The organism is Micromonospora sp. NPDC093277 (assembly GCF_044765245.1).
Taxonomy (GTDB): Bacteria; Actinomycetota; Actinomycetes; order Mycobacteriales; family Micromonosporaceae; genus Micromonospora.
This window is the reverse complement of the sequence record NZ_JBIWJO010000002.1, coordinates 565180-589746: the sequence shown is the minus strand read 5'-3', so window position 1 is coordinate 589746 and position 24567 is coordinate 565180. Positions and strand designations below refer to the sequence as shown.

Annotated in this window: 3 protein-coding genes; all 3 read left to right on the top strand. The window is 75.8% G+C overall.

Annotated features, from left to right (window positions below):
* The first annotated feature begins 105 nt into the window (after nt 1-105).
* The 3 genes from ACIRG9_RS07310 to ACIRG9_RS07300 are packed head-to-tail and all read left to right on the top strand — an operon-like array spanning nt 106 to nt 24565.
* Nucleotides 106-9312 (top strand): amino acid adenylation domain-containing protein, encoded by a 9207-nt coding sequence (locus tag ACIRG9_RS07310; protein WP_402851510.1) that lies wholly within the window; start codon nt 106-108, stop codon nt 9310-9312.
* 2 nt (nt 9313-9314) lie between these two features.
* Nucleotides 9315-24332: an amino acid adenylation domain-containing protein gene (locus tag ACIRG9_RS07305; RefSeq protein WP_402851507.1), complete on the top strand. Its 15018-nt coding sequence runs from the start codon at nt 9315-9317 to the stop codon at nt 24330-24332.
* Complete coding sequence (locus ACIRG9_RS07300) at nt 24329-24565, top strand: MbtH family protein (RefSeq protein WP_402851504.1); 237 nt, start codon at nt 24329-24331, stop codon at nt 24563-24565. Before ACIRG9_RS07305 ends, ACIRG9_RS07300 begins: the two co-directional genes overlap by 4 nt.
* Nucleotides 24566-24567 lie beyond the last annotated feature (2 nt).

Here is a 24567-nt window from a genome sequence, read left to right as displayed (position 1 = left end):
CCCGCCGGCCGCCCCGCCCACTCCCCCCTTGGGCGGGGCGGCCGGACGGTGCCCCACCGAGCATCCAGCCACCCGCGAACACGTCCGTAGCTCCGGAGGACTGCTGTGCCCGACCACGAGGATGTGCGCTGCCCGCTGACCACCGCGCAGTTCGGGGTCTGGCTGGCCCAGCGGCTCGACCCGGACAACCCGATCTACAACCTCGCCGAGTACGCCGACCTGACCGGCCCGCTCGACCACGCGGTGTTCGAGGCGGCGCTGCAGCGTACCGTCGCCGACACCGATGCCCTGCGGATCCGGGTCGAGGAGCCCGTCGAGGGGCAGCCCGTGCTGTCGGTGGCGCCGACGGTCGAGTGGACGCTGCCGGTGCTCGACCTGCGCGGGGAGGCCGACCCGTACGCCGCCGCGCTGGACTGGATGCGGGCCGACGCCGCCCGGCCGGTCGACCCGGGACAGGCGCCGCTGTTCCGGTACGCGCTGCTGCGCGTCGCCGACGACCGGACCCTGTGGTACCAGTGCTACCACCACCTGGCCCTCGACGGGTACGGCATGGTGCTGGTGGCCCGGCGGGTGGCCGAGGTCCACACCGCACTCGCCGCCGGCGACGAGCCCGCGCCGTCGCCGTTCGGGCCGCTGCGGGCGCTGGCTGAGGCGGAGGCCACCTACCGGGCCGGCGAGAAGTTCGACCGTGACCGCGGGTACTGGACCGCACGGTTCGCCGACCGGCCCAACCCGGCCAGCCTCGCCGACCGGCGGCCGGCCACCCCGCGCCGGCTCGTCCGGCGTACCGCCGCGCTGGATCCGGCGACGATGGGCCGGCTGCGGGCGGCGGCCCGGGAGCACGGCGTCGCCGTACCGGCGGTGGTGGTGGCCGCGGTGGCGGCGTACTTCCACGGGTTGACCGGCAACGAGGACGTGGTGCTCGCGCTGCCGCTGACCGCCCGGCAGGGTGCCGCGGCCCGGGCCACACCCGGGATGGTCTCCGCGATCGCGCCGCTGCGCCTCGCGGTACGCGCCGAGGCCACCCTCGGCGCGCTCGTCGCCGGTGTCTCCCGGGAGCTGCACGACGTGCTGCGCCACCAGCGCTACCGGTTCGAGGACCTGCACCGCGACCTGGGCCTGACCGGCGGCGCGTCGCTGCTCGGCCCGCACGTCAACCTTCTGCTCGACGCCGGTGGGACCGGCACCAGGTTCGGTGCCGCCACCGGCACCGACCACAACCTCGCCGGTGGGCCGGTCGACGACCTGGCCGTCGTGCTCGACGCCCGGCGCGGCGACAGCGACGTCCGGCTGGATCTGGACGCCAACCCCGACCTCTACGCCGACGAGCAGGTCGGCCGGCACGCCGAGCGCCTCGCCGCGTTCCTCGACACCTTCGCCCGCGTCACGGCGGACGCGCCGGACACCCCGGTCGGCCGGCTCGACCTGGTCGGCGCCGCCGAGCGTCGGCTGGTGCTGCGCGACTGGAACGACACCGGCCGGCCGGCGCCGGACGTACGGCTGCCCGAGCTGATCGAACAGCAGGTGGCGCGCACCCCCGACGCCCCGGCGGTGACCTGCGGCCCGACCACGCTGACCTACGCCCAGCTCAACGCCGCCGCCAACCGGCTGGCCCGGCTGCTGGTCGCCCGCGGCGCCGGACCCGAGCGGCTGGTCGCGCTGGCGCTGCCCCGGTCGGCGCAGATGATGGTCGCCCTGCTCGCCGTCCTCAAGGCCGGTGCCGGGTACCTGCCGGTCGACCTGCGCTACCCGCCGGACCGGATCGAGTTCATGCTCGCCGACGCGGACCCCCGGCTGGTGCTCACCGTCGGTGGCGCCGGTGACGGGCTGCCGGTACGCGACCCGGACCGGCTGCTGCGGCTCGACGAGCCCGCCGTCGTCGCCCTGCTCGGCGAGCAGGACGGCACCGACCTGACCGACGCCGAGCGGCTGCGGCCGCTGCGCGCGGCCCACCCGGCGTACGTCATCTACACCTCCGGCTCCACCGGCCGGCCGAAGGGCGTGGTGGTCAGCCACGACAACGCGGTCGACCTGGCCTGCTGGGCGGTCGCGGAGATCGGCCCGGCCGCGCTGTCCCGGGTGCTCGCCAGCACCTCGCTCAACTTCGACGTCTCGGTCTTCGAGATGTTCGGCCCGCTCGCCTGCGGCGGCGAGATCGAGGTGGTCGACGACCTGCTCGCGCTCGCCGAGCGGGCCGACGGCTGGTCCGGCAGCCTGATCAGCGCGGTGCCGTCGGCGTTCGCGCAGCTGCTGGCCGGCGGCGCGGTCGACGCGCACGCCGACTCGGTGGTGCTCGCCGGCGAGGCGCTGTCCGCCCAGGCGGTCCGGGACATCAACGCGGCGCTGCCCGGGGCCCGGGTGGCGAACATCTACGGCCCGACCGAGGCCACCGTCTACTCCACCGCCTGGTACGGCGGCGATCTCGCCGGTGACGCCGCCCCGCCGATCGGCCGGCCCACCACCAACACCCGGGTGTACGTGCTGGACAGCGCGCTGCGTCCGGTGCCGCCCGGCACCGTCGGTGAGCTGTACCTGGCCGGCGCCGGACTGGCCCGCGGCTACCTCAACCGGCCACGGCTCTCCGCCGAACGCTTCGTCGCCGACCCGTTCGGCCCGCCCGGCGCCCGGATGTACCGCACCGGCGACCTGGTCCGCTGGCGGGCGGACGGCCACCTCGACTATCTCGGCCGGATCGACCACCAGGTCAAGGTGCGCGGTTACCGGATCGAGCTGGGCGAGATCGAGTCGGTGCTGCTGGCCCACCCGGACGTGGCCCGGGCCGCGGTGGTGGCCCGCGTCGACGGAGGGGTCACCGCCCAGCTCGTCGGATACCTGGTCCCGGCCGGTGCCGCGCCCGCCCCGACCCCGGCCCAGCTCCGTGAGCACGTCGCCGCGACGCTGCCGGAGTACATGGTGCCGGCGGCGTTCGTGCTGCTGGACGCGTTGCCGCTGAACCCCACCGGCAAGCTGGACCGCCGCGCCCTGCCCGCACCGGACTTCGCCTCGGCGGCCGGCGCCGGACGGGCCGCGGCCAACCCGCGGGAGGAGTTGCTGGCCGGGCTCTTCGCCGAGGTGCTGGGGCTGCCCGGGGTCGGCGCCGAGGACAGCTTCTTCGACCTGGGCGGGGACAGCATCGTCTCCATCCAACTGGTCAGCCGGGCCCGGCAGGCCGGGCTGCGCCTCACCCCGCGTGACGTGTTCACCCACCGGACGGTGGCGGCCCTGGCCGGGGTGGCCGGTGAGCTCGCTTCGGCCGAGACCGAGGACCCGGACGCCGCGCTCGGGGAGGTGCCCCTGCCGCCGATCGTCGAGTGGCTGCGTGGCCGGGCGGGCGCTGACCACCCGGTCGACGGCGTCGCGCAGAGCGTCGTCGTGCGTACCCCCGGCGGGCTGCGTGAGGCGGACCTGGCGGCCGGGTTGCAGGAGCTGCTCGACCACCACGACGCCCTGCGGATGACCCTGCACCGCGACGGCGCGGCGTGGCGGCTGGCCGTCCCGCACCGGGGCGCGGTCTCCGCCGTCGACTGCCTGCGCCGGGTGCCCACCGCCGCGGAGCCGGACCCGGCAGCGGTCGGCGCCGCCCGGGCGGAGGCGCTGTCGGGGCTGTGCCCGGGCGACGGGCGGCTGCTGCGCGCGGTGTGGGGCGACGCCGGCCCGGACCGCTCCGGCTGGCTGGTGCTCGCCGTGCACCACCTCGCCGTGGACGGCGTCTCGTGGCGGATGCTGCTCGATGACCTGGGCGCCGCCGTGGCCGCGGCGACGGCCGGCACGCCACCCCGGTTGGCGCCGGTCCCCACCTCGTACCGCACCTGGGCACGCCGGGTCGTGGAGCGTTCCGCGGCCGGTACGCCGACCGGACCGGCCCCGTCGGTCGTGGACCCGCCGCTCGGGCGGCGACCGGTCGGCCCGGACGACACCGAGGCGGCGGCCCGCCGCCGGACCGTGACGCTGCCGGTGGCGCGTACCGAGGCGCTGCTGCGTACCGCCGCGCCCCGGTGGCACGCCGGCGTCGACGACCTGCTCCTGGCCGCGCTGGCGGTCAGCGTGACGGACCGGCGGCGCCGCCACGACGCCGCCGCCGGCGGGGGCCTGCTGGTCGACGTCGAGGGGCACGGCCGGGACGGTGTGGACGGGCTGGACCTGTCCCGGACCGTCGGCTGGTTCACCCGGCTCGCCCCGGCGCGGCTCGACCTCGGCGACCTCGACCCGGCCGAGGCCCTCGCGGGCGGGCCGGCCGCCGACCGCGCGGTGAAACGGATCAAGGAACAGCTGCGGGCCGCCGGTCCGGCCGGCCGCCCCGACACGTCCGCCTCGGGGACGGCTGCGCAGATCGGCTTCAACTACCTCGGCCGGCTCACCGCCGACGACGGTGCCGACTGGTCGCTGCTGACCGTCGCCGGCGAGGTCGCCGCCGGCGGGGCGAGCGCGCTGCCGGTGGCCCACCCGCTGGAGATCAACGCGGTGGTGGTGGACGGCCCGGACGGGCCCCGGCTCACCGCCGAGTGGAGCTGGCCGGACGGGGTGCTCACCGACGGCGACGTGCGGGACCTCGCCGACGGCTGGCTCGCCGCGATCGAGGCGGTCACCGAGTACGCGACCCGGCCGGGCGCCGGCGGCCGTACCCCGTCCGACCTGCCCCTGGTCGAGCTCGACCAGGACGAGGTGGAACGGCTGGAACAGCGCTACCCGGCGCTGGCCGACGTGCTGCCGCTCGGCCCGCTCCAGGAGGGGCTGCTGTTCCTGTCCGCCTACGACGAGCAGGCCCCCGACCTCTACACCGTGCAGTTCGTCTTCGACCTCGACGGCGAGCTGGACGGCGTACGGCTGCGTACCGCCGCCCAGGCGCTGCTCGACCGGCACCCCGGACTGCGCGCCGGCTTCACCCACCGCGACCTGCGCCGGCCGGTGCAGGTGGTGCCGGAGACGGTCGAGGTGGACTGGCGCGAACCGGACCTGACCGGGACCGCCCCGGCCGACGTGGACGCCCGGCTCACCGAGCTGCTCGCCGCCGACCGGGCGGAACGCTTCGACCTGACCCGCCCGCCGCTGCTGCGCTTCACCCTCGTCCGGTTGCCCGGCCGGCGGTACCGGCTGGTGCTGACCAACCACCACATCCTGCTCGACGGCTGGTCGATGCCGGTGCTCGCCGGGGAACTCTTCGCGCTGTACCGCACGGGCGGGCGTACCGGCGCGCTGCCGCCGGTCACCGACGCGCGAGCGTACCCCGCCTGGCGGACCCGGCAGGACGTGCCCGCGGCCGAGGCGGCATGGCGCGACGCCCTCGCCGGCCTGGCCGAGCCGACCCTGGTGGCGCCGGCGGCGGGCGAGCGCGGCCCGGTGCCGCCGGCCAAGCTGCTGCGCGAGGTGCCGGCGGCGCTCACCGAGGCCCTGACCGGCACGGCCCGGGCGGCGGGGGTCACCCTCAACACGGTCGTGCAGGGCGCCTGGGCGGTGCTCGTCGGTAGCCTCACCGGCCGCGACGACGTGGTCTTCGGCGCCACCGTCGCCGGCCGCCCGGCCGAGCTGCCCGGCGTGGAGACCATGGTCGGCCTCTTCATCAACACCCTGCCGGTACGGGTCCGCCTGGACCCGGCCGAACCGGTCGGCGCCCTGCTCGCCGGGTTGCAGGAGCGGCAGAGCGTGCTGCAACCGCACCAGCACCTCGGCCTGCCCGACATCCAGCGGCTGGCCGGGCACGGCGAACTCTTCGACACCCTCGTGGTCTTCGAGAACTACCCGGTCGACCCGTCCGCGCTCGACCTGGCCGGCACCGGGCTGGCCGTACGCGGGGTGCACGGGCTCGACGCCACCCACTACCCGCTGACCCTGGTGCTGGTCCCCGGCGACCGGCTGGGGCTGCGCCTGGAGTACCGGCCCGACCTGATCGACGAGACCGCCGCCGGGGCGCTGCTGGAGCGGATGCACCGGCTGCTGGCCGACATCGCCGCCGAGCCGTCCAGGCCGGTGGGCCGGCTCGACCCGACCACGCCGGACGAACGCCACCAGGTGCTCGTCGGCTGGAACGCCACCCGGCACCCGGTCGACGCGGCCACGCTGCCCGACCTGCTGGCCCGGCAGGCCACCACCACCCCGGACGCCGTCGCGGTGGTCTTCGACAGGACCAGCCTGAGCTTCCGCGAACTGGACGAGGCGAGCAACCGGCTGGCCCGGCTGCTGATCGGCCACGGCACCGGCCCGGAACGGTTCGTCGCCGTGGCGGTGCCCCGCTCGCTGGAACTGGTCGTCGCGCTGTGGGCGGTGCTGAAGGCCGGTGCGGCGTACCTGCCGGTCGACCCGGACTACCCGGCCGACCGGATCGCGTACCTGCTCGACGACGCGCGTCCGGCGCTGCTGCTCACCACAACGGCCACCGCGGCGCTCGGCGCCGGCCTGGTCCTCGACACTGACGAGGTACGCCAGGCCGTGGCGGAGCGCTCCCCGGCCGCGCTGACCGACGCCGACCGGACCGGGCCGCTGCGTCCGGCCAACCCGGCGTACATGATCTACACCTCCGGTTCGACCGGCCGCCCGAAGGGCGTGGTGGTGCCGCACGCGGGCATCGTCAACCGGCTGGCCTGGATGCAGCACGAGTACCGGCTCACCCCGGCCGACCGGGTGTTGCAGAAGACCCCGTCCGGCTTCGACGTGTCGGTCTGGGAGTTCTTCTGGGCCACCATCGTCGGCGCCACCCTGGTGGTGGCCCGACCCGAGGGACACAAGGACCCGGCGTACCTGGCCGGACTGATCCGTGCCGAACGGGTCACCACGCTGCACTTCGTACCGTCCATGCTGGCCGCGTTCCTGGCCGAACCGGCCGCCGCCGGCTGCACCGGTCTGCGCCGGGTGATCTGCAGCGGCGAGGCGCTCCCCGCCGACCTGGCCGAACGGTTCTTCGCCACCCTCGACCCGGCCGGCGCGCACGGGATCGGACTGCACAACCTGTACGGCCCGACCGAGGCGTCGGTCGACGTCACGTACTGGCCGTGCCGGCCGGGGGAGCGGAGCGTGCCGATCGGCGCGCCGGTCTGGAACACCCGGCTGTACGTGCTGGACGGGCTCCTCCGGCCGGTGCCGCCCGGCGTGGCCGGCGAGCTGTACCTGGCCGGCGTGCAGCTGGCCCGCGGCTACCGGGGCCGGGCCGGGCTCACCGCGCAGCGGTTCGTCGCCGACCCGTTCGCCGCCGAGCTGGCCGCCACCGACCCGTCCGTCACGGCGGGGGAGCGGATGTACCGGACCGGGGACGTGGTGCGCTGGCGCCCCGACGGGGTGCTGGAGTACGTGGGCCGGACCGACCACCAGGTCAAGATCCGCGGCTTCCGGATCGAGCTGGGCGAGATCGAGGCGACGCTCACCGAGCACCCGTCGGTGGGGCAGTGCGTGGTCCTCGCCCGGGAGGACCAGCCGGGCGTGAAGCGGCTCGTCGCGTACGCCGTACCGGCCGCCGGGGAGCAGGTCGACGCGGCCGTGCTGCGCGAGCACGTCGCCGCGCGGCTGCCGGAGTACATGGTCCCGGCGGCGGTGCTGGCCCTGGACGCCCTGCCGGTGACCGCCAACGGCAAGCTCGACCGGGCGGCGTTGCCGGCCCCCGACTTCGCCGGGGTCAGCACCGACGGGCGGGCCCCGTCAACCCCGCGCGAGGAACTTCTCGCCGGTCTCGTCGCCGAGGTGCTCGGGTTGCCCCGGGTGGCCGTCGACGACAGCTTCTTCGACCTCGGCGGCGACAGCATCGTCTCCATCCAGCTGGTCAGCCGGGCCCGGCAGGCCGGGCTGGAACTCACCCCGCGCGAGGTGTTCACCCACAAGACCGTGGCGGCGCTGGCCGCGGTGGCCCGCGAGGCGGCCGGCAGTGCCGCGACCGATCCCGACGCCGGCATCGGCGAGCTGCCGCTGACCCCGATCGCCCGCTGGTGGCTGGACCGGGCCGGCCCGCTGGGCGGGTTCCACCAGTCGGTGGTGGTGCCCACGTCGGCCGGACTGACCGCCGACCGGCTGCGCGACGCGGTGCAGGCGCTGCTCGACCACCACGACGCCCTGCGGATGCGGCTGACCGGCCCGGCCGGGCAGCGGGGGCTGGTGATCGGCCCGCGCGGCAGCATGGCCGCCGCCGACCTGATCACGCACGTGCACACCACCGACGAGGGCTTCGACCTCGCCGCGCTGGCCGAGGCGGCCCGGGACACCCTGGACCCGGTCGCCGGCCGGATGCTGCACGTCGTCTGGTGCGAACCGTCGGGACAGCTCCTGGTCCTGGCCCACCACCTGGTCGTCGACGGCGTCTCGTGGCGGATCCTGCTGCCCGACCTGGCCACCGCACTCGACGCCGCGCCCGGCACGCCGCCCCGACTCACCCCGGTCGGCACCTCGCTGCGCGAATGGGCGGAGCACCTGGTCCGCGACGCGCACAGCCCCGCCCGGCTGGCCGAGCTGCCACTGTGGACCAAGCTGCTCGACCATGCGGAGCCGCCCCTGGCCGGCCGTCCGCTGGACCCGGCCCGGGACACCGTCGCCACCCTCGCGGAGATCTCCGTCGAGCTGCCCGCCGAGCACACCGAACCGTTACTGACCGCCGTACCGGCGCTGTTCCACGCCCGGGTCGACGACGCGCTGCTGGCGGCGCTGGCCCTCGCGGTGGCGCACCGGCGGCAGCGGCGCGGCCCGGGCACCGACCCGGCGGTGCTGGTGGACCTGGAGCGGCACGGCCGCGCCGACGACGTGCCCGGCGTCGACCTGTCCCGCACCGTCGGCTGGTTCACGAGCCTGGCTCCAGTCCGCCTCGATCCGGGGGCGGTGGAGTGGCACCAGGTGCGCGACGGCGGGATGACCGTCGGAACCGCACTCAAGCGGGTCAAGGAACAACTGCGGGCCACGCCCGACGACGGCCTCGGCCACGGCCTGCTTCGACACCTGAACAGCGAGACCGCCGGGGTGCTGGCCGAACTGGCCGAGCCGCAGCTCATGTTCAACTACCTCGGCCGGCTGGGCGGCGCCGACGGGCGCGGCTCCGCCGGGCGGATCGGCGGCGGCGCGGACCCGGCACAGCCGGTGGCGTACCCGATCGAGGTCGCCGCCTGGACCGCCGACACCGCCGACGGCCCGCGGCTCACCGCGGTGTGGCGGTGGCCGGGCGGGCTGCTCGACGACAGCGACGTCCGGCAACTCGCCGACGACTGGCGGACGGCCCTGGTCGGGATCGTGGCGTACGCCACGGCCGGCGGGACCGGCGGGCACACCCCGTCCGACCTGACGCTGGCCTCGCTGTCCCAGGACGAGATCGACGAGTTCGAGGACGAACTGGAAGCGGAGTGGGGATAACCGTGGGGAAGCAGTCGCGCGTCGAGGACATCCTGCCGCTGTCACCGTTGCAGCAGGGGCTGCTGTTCCACGCGCTGTACGACGGATCGGCGTCGGACCTCTACACCGTCCAGTTCGCGCTGGACCTGACCGGTCCGGTCGACGGCGACCGGATGCGCCGCGCCGTCGGCGCGGTCCTGGCCCGGCACGCCAACCTGCGGGTCGGCATCCGGCAGCGCAAGACCGGGGAGTCGGTCGCCGTGGTGCCCCGCGAGGTCGCCCCGGCCTGGCAGGAGCACGACCTGACCGGCCACGCCACGGTGGACCGCGACGACGAGGTGGCCCGGCTGCTCGCCGCCGACCGTACCGCCGGGTTCGACCTGGCCCGCCCGCCGCTGCTGCGTGCCGCGCTGATCCGGACCGGGCCGGAGCGGGCGAAGCTGGTGCTCACCAACCACCACGTGCTGCTCGACGGCTGGTCGATGCCGCTGCTGGCCAAGGAGCTGTTCGCGCACTACGCCGCCGGCGGGCAGGACCGGACGCTGCCGCCGGTCACCCCGTACCGCGACTACCTCGGCTGGCTCGACCGGCAGGACCGGGCCGCCGCCGACCGGGCCTGGCGGGACGCGCTGGGCGGGCTGGCCGGGCCGACCCTGCTCGTACCGGCCGACCCGGCGCGGCCCCCGGCCACTCCCGAACAGCTCACCGTGCCCCTGCCCGCCGAACTCACCGCCAGGCTCACCGCCGCCGCCCGCAAGCTCGGTGTCACCCTCAACACCGTCGTCCAGGGCGCCTGGGCACTGCTGCTCGGCACCCTCACCGGCGACGACGACCTGGTCTTCGGCGCCACCGTCGCCGGCCGTCCGCCGGAGCTGCCCGGTGTCGAGTCGATGCTCGGGCTGTTCATCAACACCGTGCCGGTACGGGTCCGGGTCGACCCGGCCGAGTCCCTGGCCGCCCTGCTGGCCCGGGTGCAGGACGAGCAGTCGGCGCTGATGGCGCACCAGCACGTCGGGCTCGCCGAGATCCGCCGGCTCGCCGGCACCGGCGACGGCGAGCTGTTCGACACGCTGACCGTGTTCGAGAACTACCCCCTCGATCCGGCCGCGCTGGACCTGCCCGGCACCGGCCTGCGGGTCACCGCCGTAGCCGGCCACGACGCCACCCACTACCCGCTGACCCTGGCCGTGCTGCCCGGTGAGCGGCTCACCCTGCGGCTGGACCACCGGCCGGACCTGCTGGACGGACCGGACGCCCGGCGCGTCGCCGACCGCCTGGTCCGCCTGCTCACCGCCGTCGTCGAAGCGCCGCAGACCCAGGTTGGCGCGCTCGACGTGCTCGACGACGCCGAGCGGGCGGCCGTCCTCGGCACCTGGGCCGCCGGGCCGCCGCCGGTGCCGGCGCGCACCTTCCCCGAGCTGCTCGCCGCCCAGGTCGCGGCCCGGCCGCAGGCGCCGGCCCTGATCGGTGACGACGACACCATGTCGTACGCCGAGGTGGACGAGGCCGCCGACCGGCTGGCCCGGCTGCTGATCGAGCACGGCGTCGGCCCCGAACGGGTGGTCGCCCTCGCCCTGCCGCGCAGCCCGGAACTCGTCACCGCCGCGCTCGCGGTCAGCAAGGCCGGCGGCGCGTGGCTGCCGGTCGACCCGGACTATCCGGCGGACCGCATCGCGTTCATGCTCACCGACGCGCGGCCGGTGCTGGTGGCCGCGCTGACCGGAGTCGAGTTGCCCGACATCGACGTGCCCCGGCTGCTGCTCGACGAGCCGTCCACCGTGGCGGCCTGGTCGGCCCGGCCCGCCGGTCCGGTCACCGACGCGGAACGCGCGGCCCCGTTGCGGCCCGAGCACCCCGCGTACCTCATCTACACCTCCGGCTCGACCGGCAGGCCGAAGGGCGTGGTGGTCACCCACGCCGGGCTGCCCAGCTTCACCGCCGCGATCGTGGCCGGCTTCGACGTCGACGCCACCAGTCGGGTGCTGCAGTTCTCCTCGCCCAGCTTCGACGCGTCGGTGCTGGAACTCTGCGCCGCCTTCGGCGCCGGGGCGGCGCTGGTCGTACCGCCGCCGGGGCCGCTGGTGGGCGACGACCTGGCCGCCGTGCTGACCGGTCAGCGGGTGACCCACGCGCTCATCCCGCCGGCCGCGCTCGCCGGCCTGCCCGACGTGGCGCCGCCGGTGCTGCGCACCCTGGTGGTCGGCGGCGACGCCTGCGGCGAGGACCTGGTCGCCCGGTTCGCGTCCGGCCGGCGCATGGTCAACGCGTACGGGCCGACGGAGATCACCGTGGCCGCGACGCTCAGCGCGCCGCTGGCACCCGGGGCCGGTGCCCCGCCGATCGGCGCCCCGGTCGCCGGGGCCCGGGCATACGTCCTCGACCGGTTCCTGCGCCCGGTCCCGCCGGGCGTGCCCGGTGAGCTGTACATCGCCGGGGCCGGGCTGGCCCGCGGCTACCTGGACCGGCCGGCGCTGACCGCCGAGCGGTTCGTGGCGGACCCGTTCGGCGCCGAGCCCGGCCGCCGGATGTACCGCACCGGCGACGTGGTGCGCTGGCGCGCCGACGGGACGCTGGAGTTCGTCGGCCGGGCCGACGCCCAGGTGAAGATCCGTGGCTTCCGGGTCGAACCGGGCGAGATCGAGACGGTGCTGTCCCGCCACCCGGCCGTCGCGCAGGTCGCGGTTGTCGCGCGGGAGGACCAGCCGGGCGTGAAGCGCCTGGTCGGGTACGTGGTGCCGGTCGCCGGCGCGCTGGTCGACCCGGCCGCGCTGCGGGCGCACGTCGGTGCCAGCCTCCCCGATTACATGGTGCCGGCGGCCGTCGTGGGCCTGCCGGCGTTGCCGCTGACCCCGAGCGGGAAGCTCGACCGGCGGGCGCTGCCGGCCCCCGGGTTCACCGGCTCGGGCGGCGGCCGGGCCCCGGCCAGCGAGCGCGAGACGCTGCTCGCCGAGCTCTTCGCCGAGGTGCTCGGGCTTGACGCGGTGGGCGTCGACGAGAGCTTCTTCGACCTCGGCGGCGACAGCATCGTGTCGATCCAGCTGGTCAGCCGGGCCCGCAAGGCGGGGCTGTCGTTCAGCCCTCGGGACGTCTTCGTGCACCGCACCGTGGCCGGTCTCGCCGCCGCCGCGGCGGCGGAGGACACCGCGCCGGTCCCCGCCGAGGACGGCACGGGTGAGGTGCCGCTGACCCCGATCGTGCACTGGCTGCGCGAGCGGGGCGGCCCGATCGACGGCTTCCACCAGTCGATGCTGGTCAACACCCCGGCCGGGCTGCGGCCGGAGCACCTGGTCGCGGCCGTGCAGGCGCTGGTCGACCACCACGACGCGCTGCGGCTGCGGCTGGTCCGCGACGAGCCGGGCGGCTGGCGGCAGGTGATCGGCCCGCGGGGCGGCGTGGCCGCCGCCGAGCTGGTGACCCGGGTCGACGCGACCGGCCGGGACGCCGGCGAGCTGCGAGCGCTGATCGAGGAACAGGCCAAGGGCGTCCAGGCCCGGTTGGCCCCCGGCGACGGCCGGGTCGTGCAGGCGATGTGGTTCGACGCCGGCCCCGACCGCCCCGGCCGGCTGCTGCTGGCGCTGCATCACCTGGTCGTCGACGGGGTGTCGTGGCGGATCCTGCTGCCCGACCTGGCCGCCGCCGCACAGGCGGTCGCCGCCGGACGTACCCCCGAACTGGAACCGGTGCGGACCTCGCTGCGCCGCTTCGCGGAACATCTGGTCGCCGAGGCCGCGCGCCCGGAACGGGCCGCCGAGCTGGACGGCTGGCTGGACCGGCTCGGCACCGCCGGGATCCCGCTCGCCGGGCGGCCGCTCGACCCGTCGCGGGACACCGTGGACACCGGCCGGCTGCTGACCGTCACCCTGCCCGCGGAGCGCACCGCACCGCTGCTGACCCGGGTGCCGGCGGCCTTCCACGGCCGGGTCAACGACGTGCTGCTCACCGCGCTCGCCCTCGCGGTCACCCGGTGGCGGGGCCGGCGCGACGCGGCGGACGCCGCCGGCCTGCTGGTCGACCTGGAGGGCCACGGCCGGGAGGAGCTGGCCGCCGGCCTGGACCTGTCCCGCACCGTCGGCTGGTTCACCAGCATGTACCCGGTCCGGCTCGACCTCGGCCGGCTCGACCTGGCCGAGGCGTTCGCCGGTGGCGCCGCTGCCGGACGGGCCGTCAAGCGGGTCAAGGAACAGCTCCGCGCGGTGCCGGACAACGGCATCGGGTACGGCCTGCTGCGCCACCTCAACGCCGACACCGCCCGCCGGCTGGCCGACCGGCCGGCCGCGCAGATCGGCTTCAACTACCTCGGCCGGTTCGCCACCGCCGACGGCGGGGACACCGACTGGGCGGTCGCCGCGGACACCGAGGCCCTCGGCGGCGGCGCGGACGGCGGCCTGCCGGTGCCGCACGCCATCGAGGTCAACGCGGTCACCCGGGACCACGCCGACGGTCCCCGCCTGTCGGCGACCTTCTCCTGGCCGCAGAGCCTGCTCGCCGAGGCGGAGGTACGCGAGCTGGCCGACGACTGGCTGGCCGCGCTGGACGCCCTGGTCGAGCACGCCGCCGCCCCCGGCGCCGGCGGGCACACCCCGTCCGACCTGCTGCTGGCCCTGTCCCAGGAGGAGATCGAGGCGATCGAGGCGGCCCAACCGGCCGCGAGTGACCTGCTGCCGCTCTCCGCGCTGCAGGAGGGGCTGCTGTTCCACGCCCTGTACGACGGGCCGGACCGCGACGTCTACACCGTGCAGCTCTGCTTCGACCTGGCCGGCGAGCTGGACGCGGTGGCCCTGCGCGACGCCGCCGACGCCCTGCTGGCCCGGCACGCCAACCTGCGGGCCGGCTTCCGCCAACGTTCCTCCGGCGAGTCGGTGCAGGTCGTGGTGGACGGGATCCGCGCCGGCTGGCGGGAGCACGACCTGCGGGAGCTGACCGGCACCGGGCCGGACGAGCGGGTCCGCGAGCTGCTCGCCGCCGACCGCGCCGAGGGCTTCGACCTGGCCCGCCCGCCGCTGCTGCGGTTCACCCTGCTGCGCCTGGGCGCCACCGCGTACCGGCTGGTGCTCACCAACCACCACATCCTGCTCGACGGCTGGTCGGTGCCGACGCTGATGCGGGAGCTGCTGGCCCTGTACGCCGCGGCCGGCGACGGCCGGCAGCTGCCCCGGGTGGCCCCCTACCGCGACTACCTGGCGTGGCTCGGCGCCCAGGACCGGGCGACCGCCGAGCGGGCCTGGGCCGACGCCCTCGCGGGGCTGGCCGAGCCGACCCTGCTCGCCCCGGCCGACCCGGGCCGGGCCCCGGAACTGCCCGACCGGATCACCGTCGACCTGCCTGCCGAGCTGACCGCCGCACTCCAGGCGCAGGCCCGCCGGTACGGCGTCACCCTCAACACCATCCTGCAGGGCGTGTGGGGCGTGCTGCTCGGCGCGCTGACCGGTCGCGGTGACGTGGTCTTCGGCGGCACCGTCTCCGGCCGCCCACCGGAGCTGGCCGGGGTGGAGACCATGGTCGGGTTGTTCATCAACACCCTGCCGGTACGGCTGCGCCTGGACCCGGCCGAGCCGGTCGCCCGACTGCTGCTGCGCCTGCAGGACCAGCAGTCCGCGCTGATGGCGCACCAGCATCTGCCGCTGACCGAGGTGCAGCGGCTGGCCGGGCACGGTGACCTCTTCGACACCCTGGTGGTGTTCGAGAACTACCCCCTCGACCCGAAGCTGCTCAGCCTGCCCGGCAGCGGCCTGCGGCTGACCGGGGTGTCCGGGCGGGACGCCACCCACTACCCGCTCACCGTCACCGCGATCCCCGGCGAGCGGCTGCGGCTGCAACTGGACCACCGCGTCGACCTCTTCCCGGCCGAGGCGGCCCGGCGCCTCGCCGACCGGCTGCTGCGGCTGCTCGGCGGCGTCGCCGCCGACCTGGACATCCCGGTCGGGCGGCTGGACGTCCTCGACGCGGCCGAGCGGCGGCTGGTGCTGGCCGACTGGAACGCGACCGCCCAGCCCGAGCCGGCGCTGGCCGGCGGGGTGGCCGCCCGGTTCGCCGCGCGGGCCGCCCGCACCCCCGACCAGGTCGCCGTACGCGCCGCCGACGGCGTCACGCTGACGTACCGGGAACTGGACGGCCGGGCCAACCGGCTGGCCCAGCATCTGGTGGCGCTCGGCGTCGCCGTCGAGGACCGGGTCGCCCTGCTCCAGGAACGCTCCATCGACCAGGTGGTGTCGGTGCTGGCGATCCTCAAGGCCGGCGCCGCGTACGTGCCGCTGGACCCGCGCTACCCGGCCCACCGGTTGACCCACATCGCCACCGACACCGCCAGCTCGGTGCTGCTCACCGACCGGGCCATGGCCGGCCTGCGGTTCGACCACGGGATGACCGTGGTGACGGTCGACGGCGACGCCGCCGCCGGGATCGCCGCCCGCCCGGACGCCGACCCGGGCCGGCCCGCCCACCCGCGGCAGCTCGCCTACGTCATGTACACCTCCGGGTCGACCGGCACCCCCAAGGGCGTCATGGTCACCCACCACGACGTGCTCAGCCTCGCCGCCGACCGGGCCTGGCGTACCGACCGGCAGCGCCGGGTGCTGCTGCACTCGCCGCTGGCCTTCGACGCCTCCACGTACGAGCTGTGGGTGCCGCTGCTGAACGGCGGTGAACTGGTCGTGGCGCCGCCCGGCGAGCTGAGCATGGACGACCTACGCGCCGTCCTCACCGGTGGCGGGGTCGGCGCGCTCTGGCTGACCGCCGGTCTGTTCCGGCTGCTGGCCGAGGAGTCCCCGGAGGCGTTCGCCCAGATCCGGGAGGTCTGGACCGGTGGCGACGTGGTGCCCGCGCCGATGGTGCGCCGGGTGCTGGCCGCCTGCCCGGACCTCGTCGTCGGCGACGGCTACGGCCCGACCGAGACCACCACGTTCGCCTCGCACCACCTGATGCGCACCGTGGCCGAGGTGCCCGACTCGGTGCCGATCGGCCGGCCGCTGGACAACATGCGGCTGTACGTGCTGGACGACTACCTGCGCCCCACCCCGCCCGGGGTGGCCGGTGAGCTGTACCTCGCCGGCGCCGGACTGTCCCGCGGCTACCTGAACCGGCCCCGGTTGACCGCGGAACGGTTCGTGGCCGACCCGTTCGGCGCCGTCGGCGCGGGGACCGCCGGCCACCGGATGTACCGCACCGGCGACGTGGTGCGCTGGCGGCCCGACGGCACGCTGGAGTTCGTCGGCCGCGCCGACGAGCAGGTGAAGATCCGCGGCTTCCGCATCGAACTCGGCGAGATCGAGGCGGTGCTGGCCCGCGATCCCGCCCTGGGCCAGGTCGCCGTGCTGGTCCGCGAGGACCGGCCCGGCGACAAGCGGCTGGTCGCGTACGTCGTACCGGCCGCCGACGCGGCGGCACCCGACCCGGCCGCGCTGCGCGGGTACGCGGCTGAGGTACTGCCCGAGTACATGGTCCCGGCCGCGGTGGTGGTGCTGGACACCCTGCCGCTGACCGGCAACGGCAAGGTCGACCGACGCGCCCTGCCGGCGCCCGACTACGCGGCCGGCTCGACCCGCCGGGCGCCGCGCACCCCGACCGAGGAGGCGCTCTGCTCGCTCTTCGCCGACGTGCTCGGCCTGCCCGAGGTCGGCATCGAGGACAGCTTCTTCGCCCTCGGCGGCCACTCCCTGCTGGCCACCCGCCTTGTCAGCCGGATCCGCACCGCGCTGAACGCCGAACTGGCCATCCGGGACCTGTTCGAGTCGCCCACCGTGGCGGGTCTCGCCGCCCGGCTCGGCGGCGCCCGGCAGGCCCGACGGGCGCTGGAGCCGATGGCCCGCCCGGAGCGGACCCCGCTGTCGTACGCGCAGAACCGGCTCTGGTTCATCAACCGGCTCTCCGGCGCCGACTCGCCGTACAAGATCCCGATCCTGCTGCGGCTGACCGGTGAGCTGGACGTGGCCGCGCTGCGGTCCGCGCTGCGTGACGTGCTCGAGCGCCACGAGAGTCTGCGTACCGTCTACCCGGACGCCGACGGCGACCCGTACCAGGTGATCCTGGACGCCGAGGCGGCCTGCCCGGAGATCACCGTGGAGCCGGCCGACCCGGCCGGGGTCCGGGAGCTGATACTCGATGAGACCCGGCGCGGGTTCGACCTGGCCGTCGACCCGCCGCTGCGGGCGCGGCTGTTCGCCCTCACCGCCGCCGACCAGCCGGCCGGCGAGTACTTCCTGCTGCTGGTGCTGCACCACATCGCCGGTGACGGCTGGTCGATGGCCCCGCTGGGCCGGGACTTCTCCGCCGGGTACGCCGCCCGGGTCGCCGGGCGGGCGCCGGAGCTCACCCCGCTGCCCGTGCAGTACGCCGACTACGCCCTCTGGCAGCGCGAGGTGCTCGGCGACGAGTCCGACCCGGACAGCGAGATCGCGCAGCAGGTGCGGTTCTGGCGGGACGCGCTGGCCGGCATGCCGGACGAGCTGACCCTGCCGGCGGACCGGCCCCGCCCGCCGGTCGCCAGCCACCAGGGCGGCATGCTGAGCTTCGTCATCGAGCCGGCCCTGCACGAGCGGCTCAACGCGCTGGTGCACGCCACCGGGGCCAGCCTGTTCATGGTGTGCCAGGCGGCCCTGGCCGCCCTGCTCACCCGGCTCGGCGCCGGCACCGACGTGCCGATCGGCAGCCCGATCGCCGGCCGTACCGACGACGCGCTCGACGAACTGGTCGGCATGTTCGTCAACACGCTGGTGCTGCGTACCGACACCGCCGGCAACCCCACCTTCCGGCAGCTGCTGGACCGGGTCCGTGAGGCCGACCTGACCGCGTACTCGCACCAGGACACCCCGTTCGAGCGGCTGGTCGAGGTGCTCAACCCGCCCCGGTCGATGGCTCGCAACCCGCTGTTCCAGGTCATGCTGGTGCTGCAGAACAACGCCACGGTGGACCTGGACCTGCCCGGCCTGCGCGTCGCCGTGGACAACGTCGGGGCGCACGCGGCCCAGTTCGACCTGTCGATCGACCTCACCGAACGTCCGGCGACGGCCGGCGGCATCGACGGTCGGCTGGACTACAGCCGGGACCTGTTCGACGAGGGCACCGCCGAGCGGATCCTCGCCGGGTTCGTCCGGATGCTGGAGGCGGCCGTGGCCACCCCGGACGCCCCGATCGGCGCCGTGGACGTGGTCGGCCCGGCCGAACGGCAACGGCTGCTCGTCGACTGGAACGACACCGTCCGGCCGCTGCCGGACGAGGACTCGCTGACCCTGATCCGCGCGGTCGCCGCGCGGCGCCCCGACGCGGTCGCCGTGACCGACCCCCGGGAGACGCTCACCTACGCCGGGCTGCTCGCCCGGGTCGACGAACTGGCCGCCCGGCTGCGGGCCGCCGGCGTCGGGCGGGGCTCGCTGGTCGCGCTGCTGACCGATCGGGGCGCCGACGCGGTCACCGGGGTGCTGGCCGCGCTCGCCGCCGACGGCGCCTACCTGCCGCTGGATGTGCGCTCGCCGGTGTCCCGCAACGCCGACCTGCTGGTCGACAGCGGCACCCGCTGGCTGCTGGTCGACCGGGCACACGAGGCGCTGGCCGCCGAGGTGGTCGCCGCCGCCGGCGTCCCGGTCACCGTCCTGCCGCTGCCCCAGGCCGGCCCGCCGGCCGCCCCGGCGCCGCTCGCCGCCGGCCTGGCAGACCTGGCGTACGTCATCTTCACCTCCGGCTCCACCGGCCGGCCCAAGGGCGCCATGGTGCACCGGCGGGGGATGCTGAACCACCTGCTGGCCAAGGTGGAGGACCTGGACCTCACCGACGCCGACGTGGTGGTGCAGAACGCGGCGCTCACCTTCGACGTCTCGGTCTGGCAGATGCTCTCCTCGCTGCTCACCGGCGGCAGCGTCGACGTGGTCGACGACGACACCGCGCTGGACCCGGGCGCCCTGTTCGGCCGGGTGGACCGGCACGGGGTGACCATCCTCGAGGTGGTGCCGTCGCTGCTGCGTACCGCGCTGGACGCCTGGGACGCCGGCGCCCCGCTGCCCGAGCTGGCGAAGCTGCGCTGGCTGATGGTCACCGGCGAGGCGCTGCCGCCGCAGCTGTGCCACCGCTGGCTGGCCCGGTTCCCGGGAATCCCGCTGATGAACGCGTACGGGCCGACCGAGTGCTCCGACGACGTCACCCACGCGATCATCGCCACCCCGGCCGACGCCGACGCGGACCGGGTGCCGATCGGCCGGTCCATCCGCAACACCGAGCTGTACGTCCTCGACGCCAACCTGCAGCCGGTCCCGCCCGGCGTGCCCGGTGAGCTCTGCGTCGGCGGCGTCGGGGTCGGCTTCGGCTACCTCGGCGATCCGCGGCGTACCGCCACGGTCTTCGTCGCCGACCCGTTCTCCGCCCGGCCCGGTGCCCGCCTCTACCGCACCGGTGACCGGGTCCGCCACCGCCCCGACGGGCAGCTGGAGTTCCTCGGCCGCAACGACGACCAGGTCAAGATCCGCGGCCAGCGGATCGAGCTGGGCGAGGTCGAGGCGGCGCTACGCGCGGCGGCCGGGGTCACCGCCGCCGCCGTGGCGGTGAACACCGACCCGGCCGGCACCAACCGGCTCGTCGGGTACGTCGTCGGCGACACCGACCCCGAGGCGGTACGCGACCACGTCGCCGCCCGGCTGCCCGACGCGATGGTGCCCTCGGTGGTGGTCCGGCTGGACGCGCTGCCGCTGAGCAAGAACGGCAAGGTCGACCGCAAGGCGCTGCCCTCGGTGGACTTCGGTTCCGGCGGCGGGCGGGCCGCTCGCACCCCACAGGAGGAGCTGCTCTGCGGCGTCTTCGCCGAGGTGCTCGGCGTCGAGCGGGTCGGCGTGGACGACGACTTCTTCGCCCTCGGCGGCCACTCGCTGCTGGCCACCCGGATCGTCAACCGGATCCGCGCGGTCTTCGGCGTGGAGCTGCCGATCCGGGCGGTCTTCGAGACGCCGACCGTGGCCGGCCTCGCCGCGCGGCTGCTGGCCGGCGGGGAGATCCGACCGCCGCTGCGCCCGGGCCCGCGTCCGGAGCTGGTGCCGGTGTCGTACGCCCAGCGTCGACTGTGGTTCCTCAACCGCTTCGACGAGTCCGACGTCAGCTACAACGTGCCGCTGGCACTGCGGCTGACCGGCGAGCTGGACCGGGCCGCGCTGCACGCCGCGCTGGTCGACGTGACGGCCCGGCACGAGACGCTGCGTACCGTCTTCGTCGAGGTCGACGGCGAGCCGTACCAGCGGGTCCTCGACCCGGCGGCGGCGGTGCCGGAGCTGACCGAGCACGACGCCACCGAGGCGGAGCTGCCAGCTGCGCTGGCCGCCGCGATCGGGCACCGGTTCGACCTGGCCGGCGAGCCGCCGCTGCGCGCCGACCTGTTCCGCCTCGCCGCCGACGAGCACGTCCTGCTGCTGCTCATGCACCACATCGCCAGCGACGGGCAGTCGGCCGGGCCGCTCTCGGCCGACCTGGCCGCCGCGTACACCGCCCGCCGCGGCGGACGGGCGCCCGACCTGCCCGCGTTGGCGGTCCAGTACGCCGACTTCGCGCTCTGGCAGCGTGCGGTGCTCGGCGACGAGGCCGACCCGGACAGCCTGGCCAGCCGGCAGACCGGCTACTGGGCGCAGGCCCTGACCGGGCTGCCCGAGCAGCTTGAGCTGCCGGTCGACCGGCCCCGCCCGGCGGCGGCCAGCCGGCGCGGCGGCAGCGTGACCTTCGCGGTGCCGGCCGAGCTGCACACCCGGCTGACCGGCCTGGCCCGCGAGCGGCAGGCGAGCCTGTTCATGGTGGCCCAGGCTGCCCTGGCGGCGCTGCTCACCCGGCTCGGCGCCGGGGAGGACATCCCGTTGGGCACGCCGATCGCGGGCCGGATCGACGAGGCCGTCGACGGGCTGATCGGCTTCTTCGTCAACACGCTGGTGCTGCGGACCGACACCGCCGGCGACCCGACCTTCGGCGAGCTGCTGGACCGGGTCCGCGCCACCGACCTGGCCGCGTACGCCCACGCGGACGTGCCGTTCGAGCGGCTGGTCGAGGTGCTGAACCCGACCCGGTCGGTGGCCCGGCACCCGCTGTTCCAGGTCGTGCTGGCGGTGCACAACCACGCCCGCCTCGACGTGGAGCTGCCCGGGCTGACCGTGTCCGGGCTGCCGGCGGCCACCGGCGGGGCCAAGTTCGACCTGAACGTCAGCCTCGCCGAGCAGCAGGACGAGGCGGGTGCCCCGGCCGGGCTGGCCGGCCGGATCGAGTACAGCGCCGACCTGTTCGACCAGCACACCGTCGAGCGGATCGCCGACCGGCTGCTCACCATGCTCACCGCCCTCGCCGCCGACCCGGACCAGCCGATCGGCGCGGTGGACCTGCTCACCGGGGCGGAACGCGAGCAGGTGCTGGTGACCTGGAACGACACCGCCGCCCCGGTGCCCGCCGCGACCCTGCCGGAGCTGTTCGCCGGGCAGGTCGCCCGGACCCCGGATGCGCCGGCCCTGGTCGACGCGGAGACCGAGCTGACCTACGCCGAGCTGGACGCGTACACCAACCGGCTGGCCCGGCTGCTGGTCGGGCGCGGCGTCGGCCCGGAGCGGTTCGTCGCGGTGGCGCTGCCCCGCTCGGCCCGCCTGGTCTGCTGGCTGCTGGCGGTGCTCAAGGCCGGCGGCGCGTACGTCCCGGTCGACCCGGGCTACCCGGCCGACCGGATCGCCTTCATGCTCGCCGACACCGCGCCGGCGCTGCTGCTCACCGACGCGGCCACGGCCGCCGAGCTGCCCGCCGACGGGGTGCCCCGGCTGCTGGTGGAGGAGTGCGACCCGGACGGCCTCGCCGCCGGGCCGCTCACCGACGCCGACCGGGTCGCGGCGCGGCTCAACAATCCGGCGTACGTCATCTACACCTCCGGCTCCACCGGCCGGCCGAAGGGCGTGGTGATCGAGCACCGCTCGCTCACCGACTACCTCACCTTCGCCGGCGGCGACTACCAGGGCGTACGCGGCAGCGCACTGCTGCACTCGTCGGTGTCGTTCGACCTGAGCGTCACCGGTATGTGGGTGCCACTGACCGTGGGCGGCACGGTGCACGTCGCCGGCCTGGACGACGACCCGGCCACCCGGCAGCGGCTGAGCCGGCACGCCTGCACCTTCCTCAAGGCGACCCCCAGCCACCTGCCGCTGCTGGCCGCCCTGCCGGACGACTACGCCCCGACCGCGGAACTGCTGCTCGGCGGCGAGCTGCTGCTCGGTGAGGTGGTCGACGAGTGGCGCCGCGAGCACCCGGGCGTGGCGGTGTACAACATGTACGGCCCGACCGAGACCACGGTCAACTGCACCGAGTACCGGATCGAGCCGTGCGCGGCGGTCCCGCCGGGCCCGCTGCCGATCGGCGGGCCGCTGGCCAACACCCGGCTGTACGTGCTCGACGCCCGGCTGCGGCCGGTGCCGCCCGGCGTGCCCGGCGAGCTGTACGTCGCCGGTGGCGGCCTGGCCCGCGGCTACCTGTCCCGGCCGGACCAGACCGCCGGGAAGTTCGTGGCCGACCCGTTCGGTGCGCCCGGCACCCGGATGTACCGCACCGGCGACATCGTGCGGTGGACCGACACCGGCGAGCTGATGTTCCTGCGCCGGGTCGACGACCAGGTCAAGCTGCGCGGGTTCCGGATCGAGCTGGGTGAGATCGAGGCCGTGCTGGCCGGCCACCAGGACGTGGCGCGCGGCACGGTGATCGTCCGCGAGGACCGTCCCGGCGACCAGCGGCTGGTCGGATACGTCGTACCGGCGCCCGGCCGGACCCCGCGGCCGGCCGAGTTGCGCGCGGCGGTGGCCGCGGCGATGCCGGAGTACATGGTGCCGGCGGCCGTGGTGGTCCTGGACGAGCTGCCGCTGACCCCGAACGGCAAGCTGAACCGGGCTGCGCTGCCGCTGCCGGGCGCCGCCGCCACCGGCGCCGGAGCCGACCGCCGCGCCCCGCGCAGCCACCGGGAGCGGGTGCTGTGCGGCCTCTTCGCCGAGGTGCTCGGCGTGCCCGAGGTAGGCATCGACGACGGCTTCTTCGACCTGGGCGGCCACTCGCTGCTGGCCACCCGGCTGATCAGCCGGGTACGCGCCACCTTCGAGGTGGACCTGGCGATCCGGACCCTGTTCGAGGCGCCGACGGTGGCCGAGCTGGCCGACCGGCTCGACACCGCCGACGATGGCCGGGGCGCGTTCGACGTGCTGCTGCCGCTGCGCCGGCACGGGGCCCGCCCGCCGCTGTTCTGCGTCCACCCGGCCAGCGGCTTCAGCTGGTCGTACTCGGGCCTGATGGGGCACCTCACCGACCGGCCGATCTACGGGCTGCAGTCGCGGGGCCTGGCCGAGCGCGAGGAGCTGCCGGGCGACGTCGGGCAGATCGCCGGGGACTACCTGGCCCGGATCCGCGAGATCCAGCCGGCCGGCCCGTACCACCTGCTGGGCTGGTCGTTCGGCGGGCTGGTCGCCCACGAGATCGCCGCCCGGCTGCGGGCCGACGGCGAACAGGTGGCGCTGCTGGCGCTGCTGGACTCGTTCCCGAAGACCGAGGCGGAGCTGGCCGAACCGGCGATCCTGAACCGGACCGAGTTCCTGGCCGGGATGCTGCAACTGGCCGGCTACCCGGCCGACGCCGCAGCTGGGCCGGCGGTCGACGAGGAGCAGGTCGCCGAGCTGCTCAGCCGCAACGAGGGGGTGCTCGGCCGACTGGAGGCCCGGCATGTCACCGCCCTGTACGAGGTGTTCGCCAACAACTCCCGGCTGGCCCGGGAGCACCGGCCGGGGCACGTCGACCTCGACGCGCTGCTCTTCGTCGCCACCCGCGACCGGGCGCCCCGGACGGACCCGGTGGCGGCGTGGCGGCCGCACCTGTCCGGTGCGGTGCGGGTGCACGACATCGACTGCCAGCACAACGACATGACCCAGCCGGAACCGCTGGCCGCCGTCGGCCGGGTGCTGGCCGAGCGGCTGGGCGAGATCGACGCCGCGGCCGGTCCCGGCCCGGCCGGCGGCCGGACCACCGCCGACGCCGGGGACGGCGCCGGCACCGAGCGAAAGGAAGAACCGCGATGAGCAGCAGCAACCCGTTCGAGAACGAGGAGGGCCGGTACGTGGTGCTGGTCAACGACGAGGGCCAGCACTCGCTGTGGCCGTCGTTCGTGCCGGTGCCCGACGGCTGGCACACCGCCTTCGGCGCGGACAGCCGGCAGGCCTGCCTCGACCACGTCGAGCGCGAGTGGAGCGACATGCGCCCGAAGAGCCTGATCGCCGCGATGGCCGCCGACGGCGCCGGCGCGGACCGCTAGGA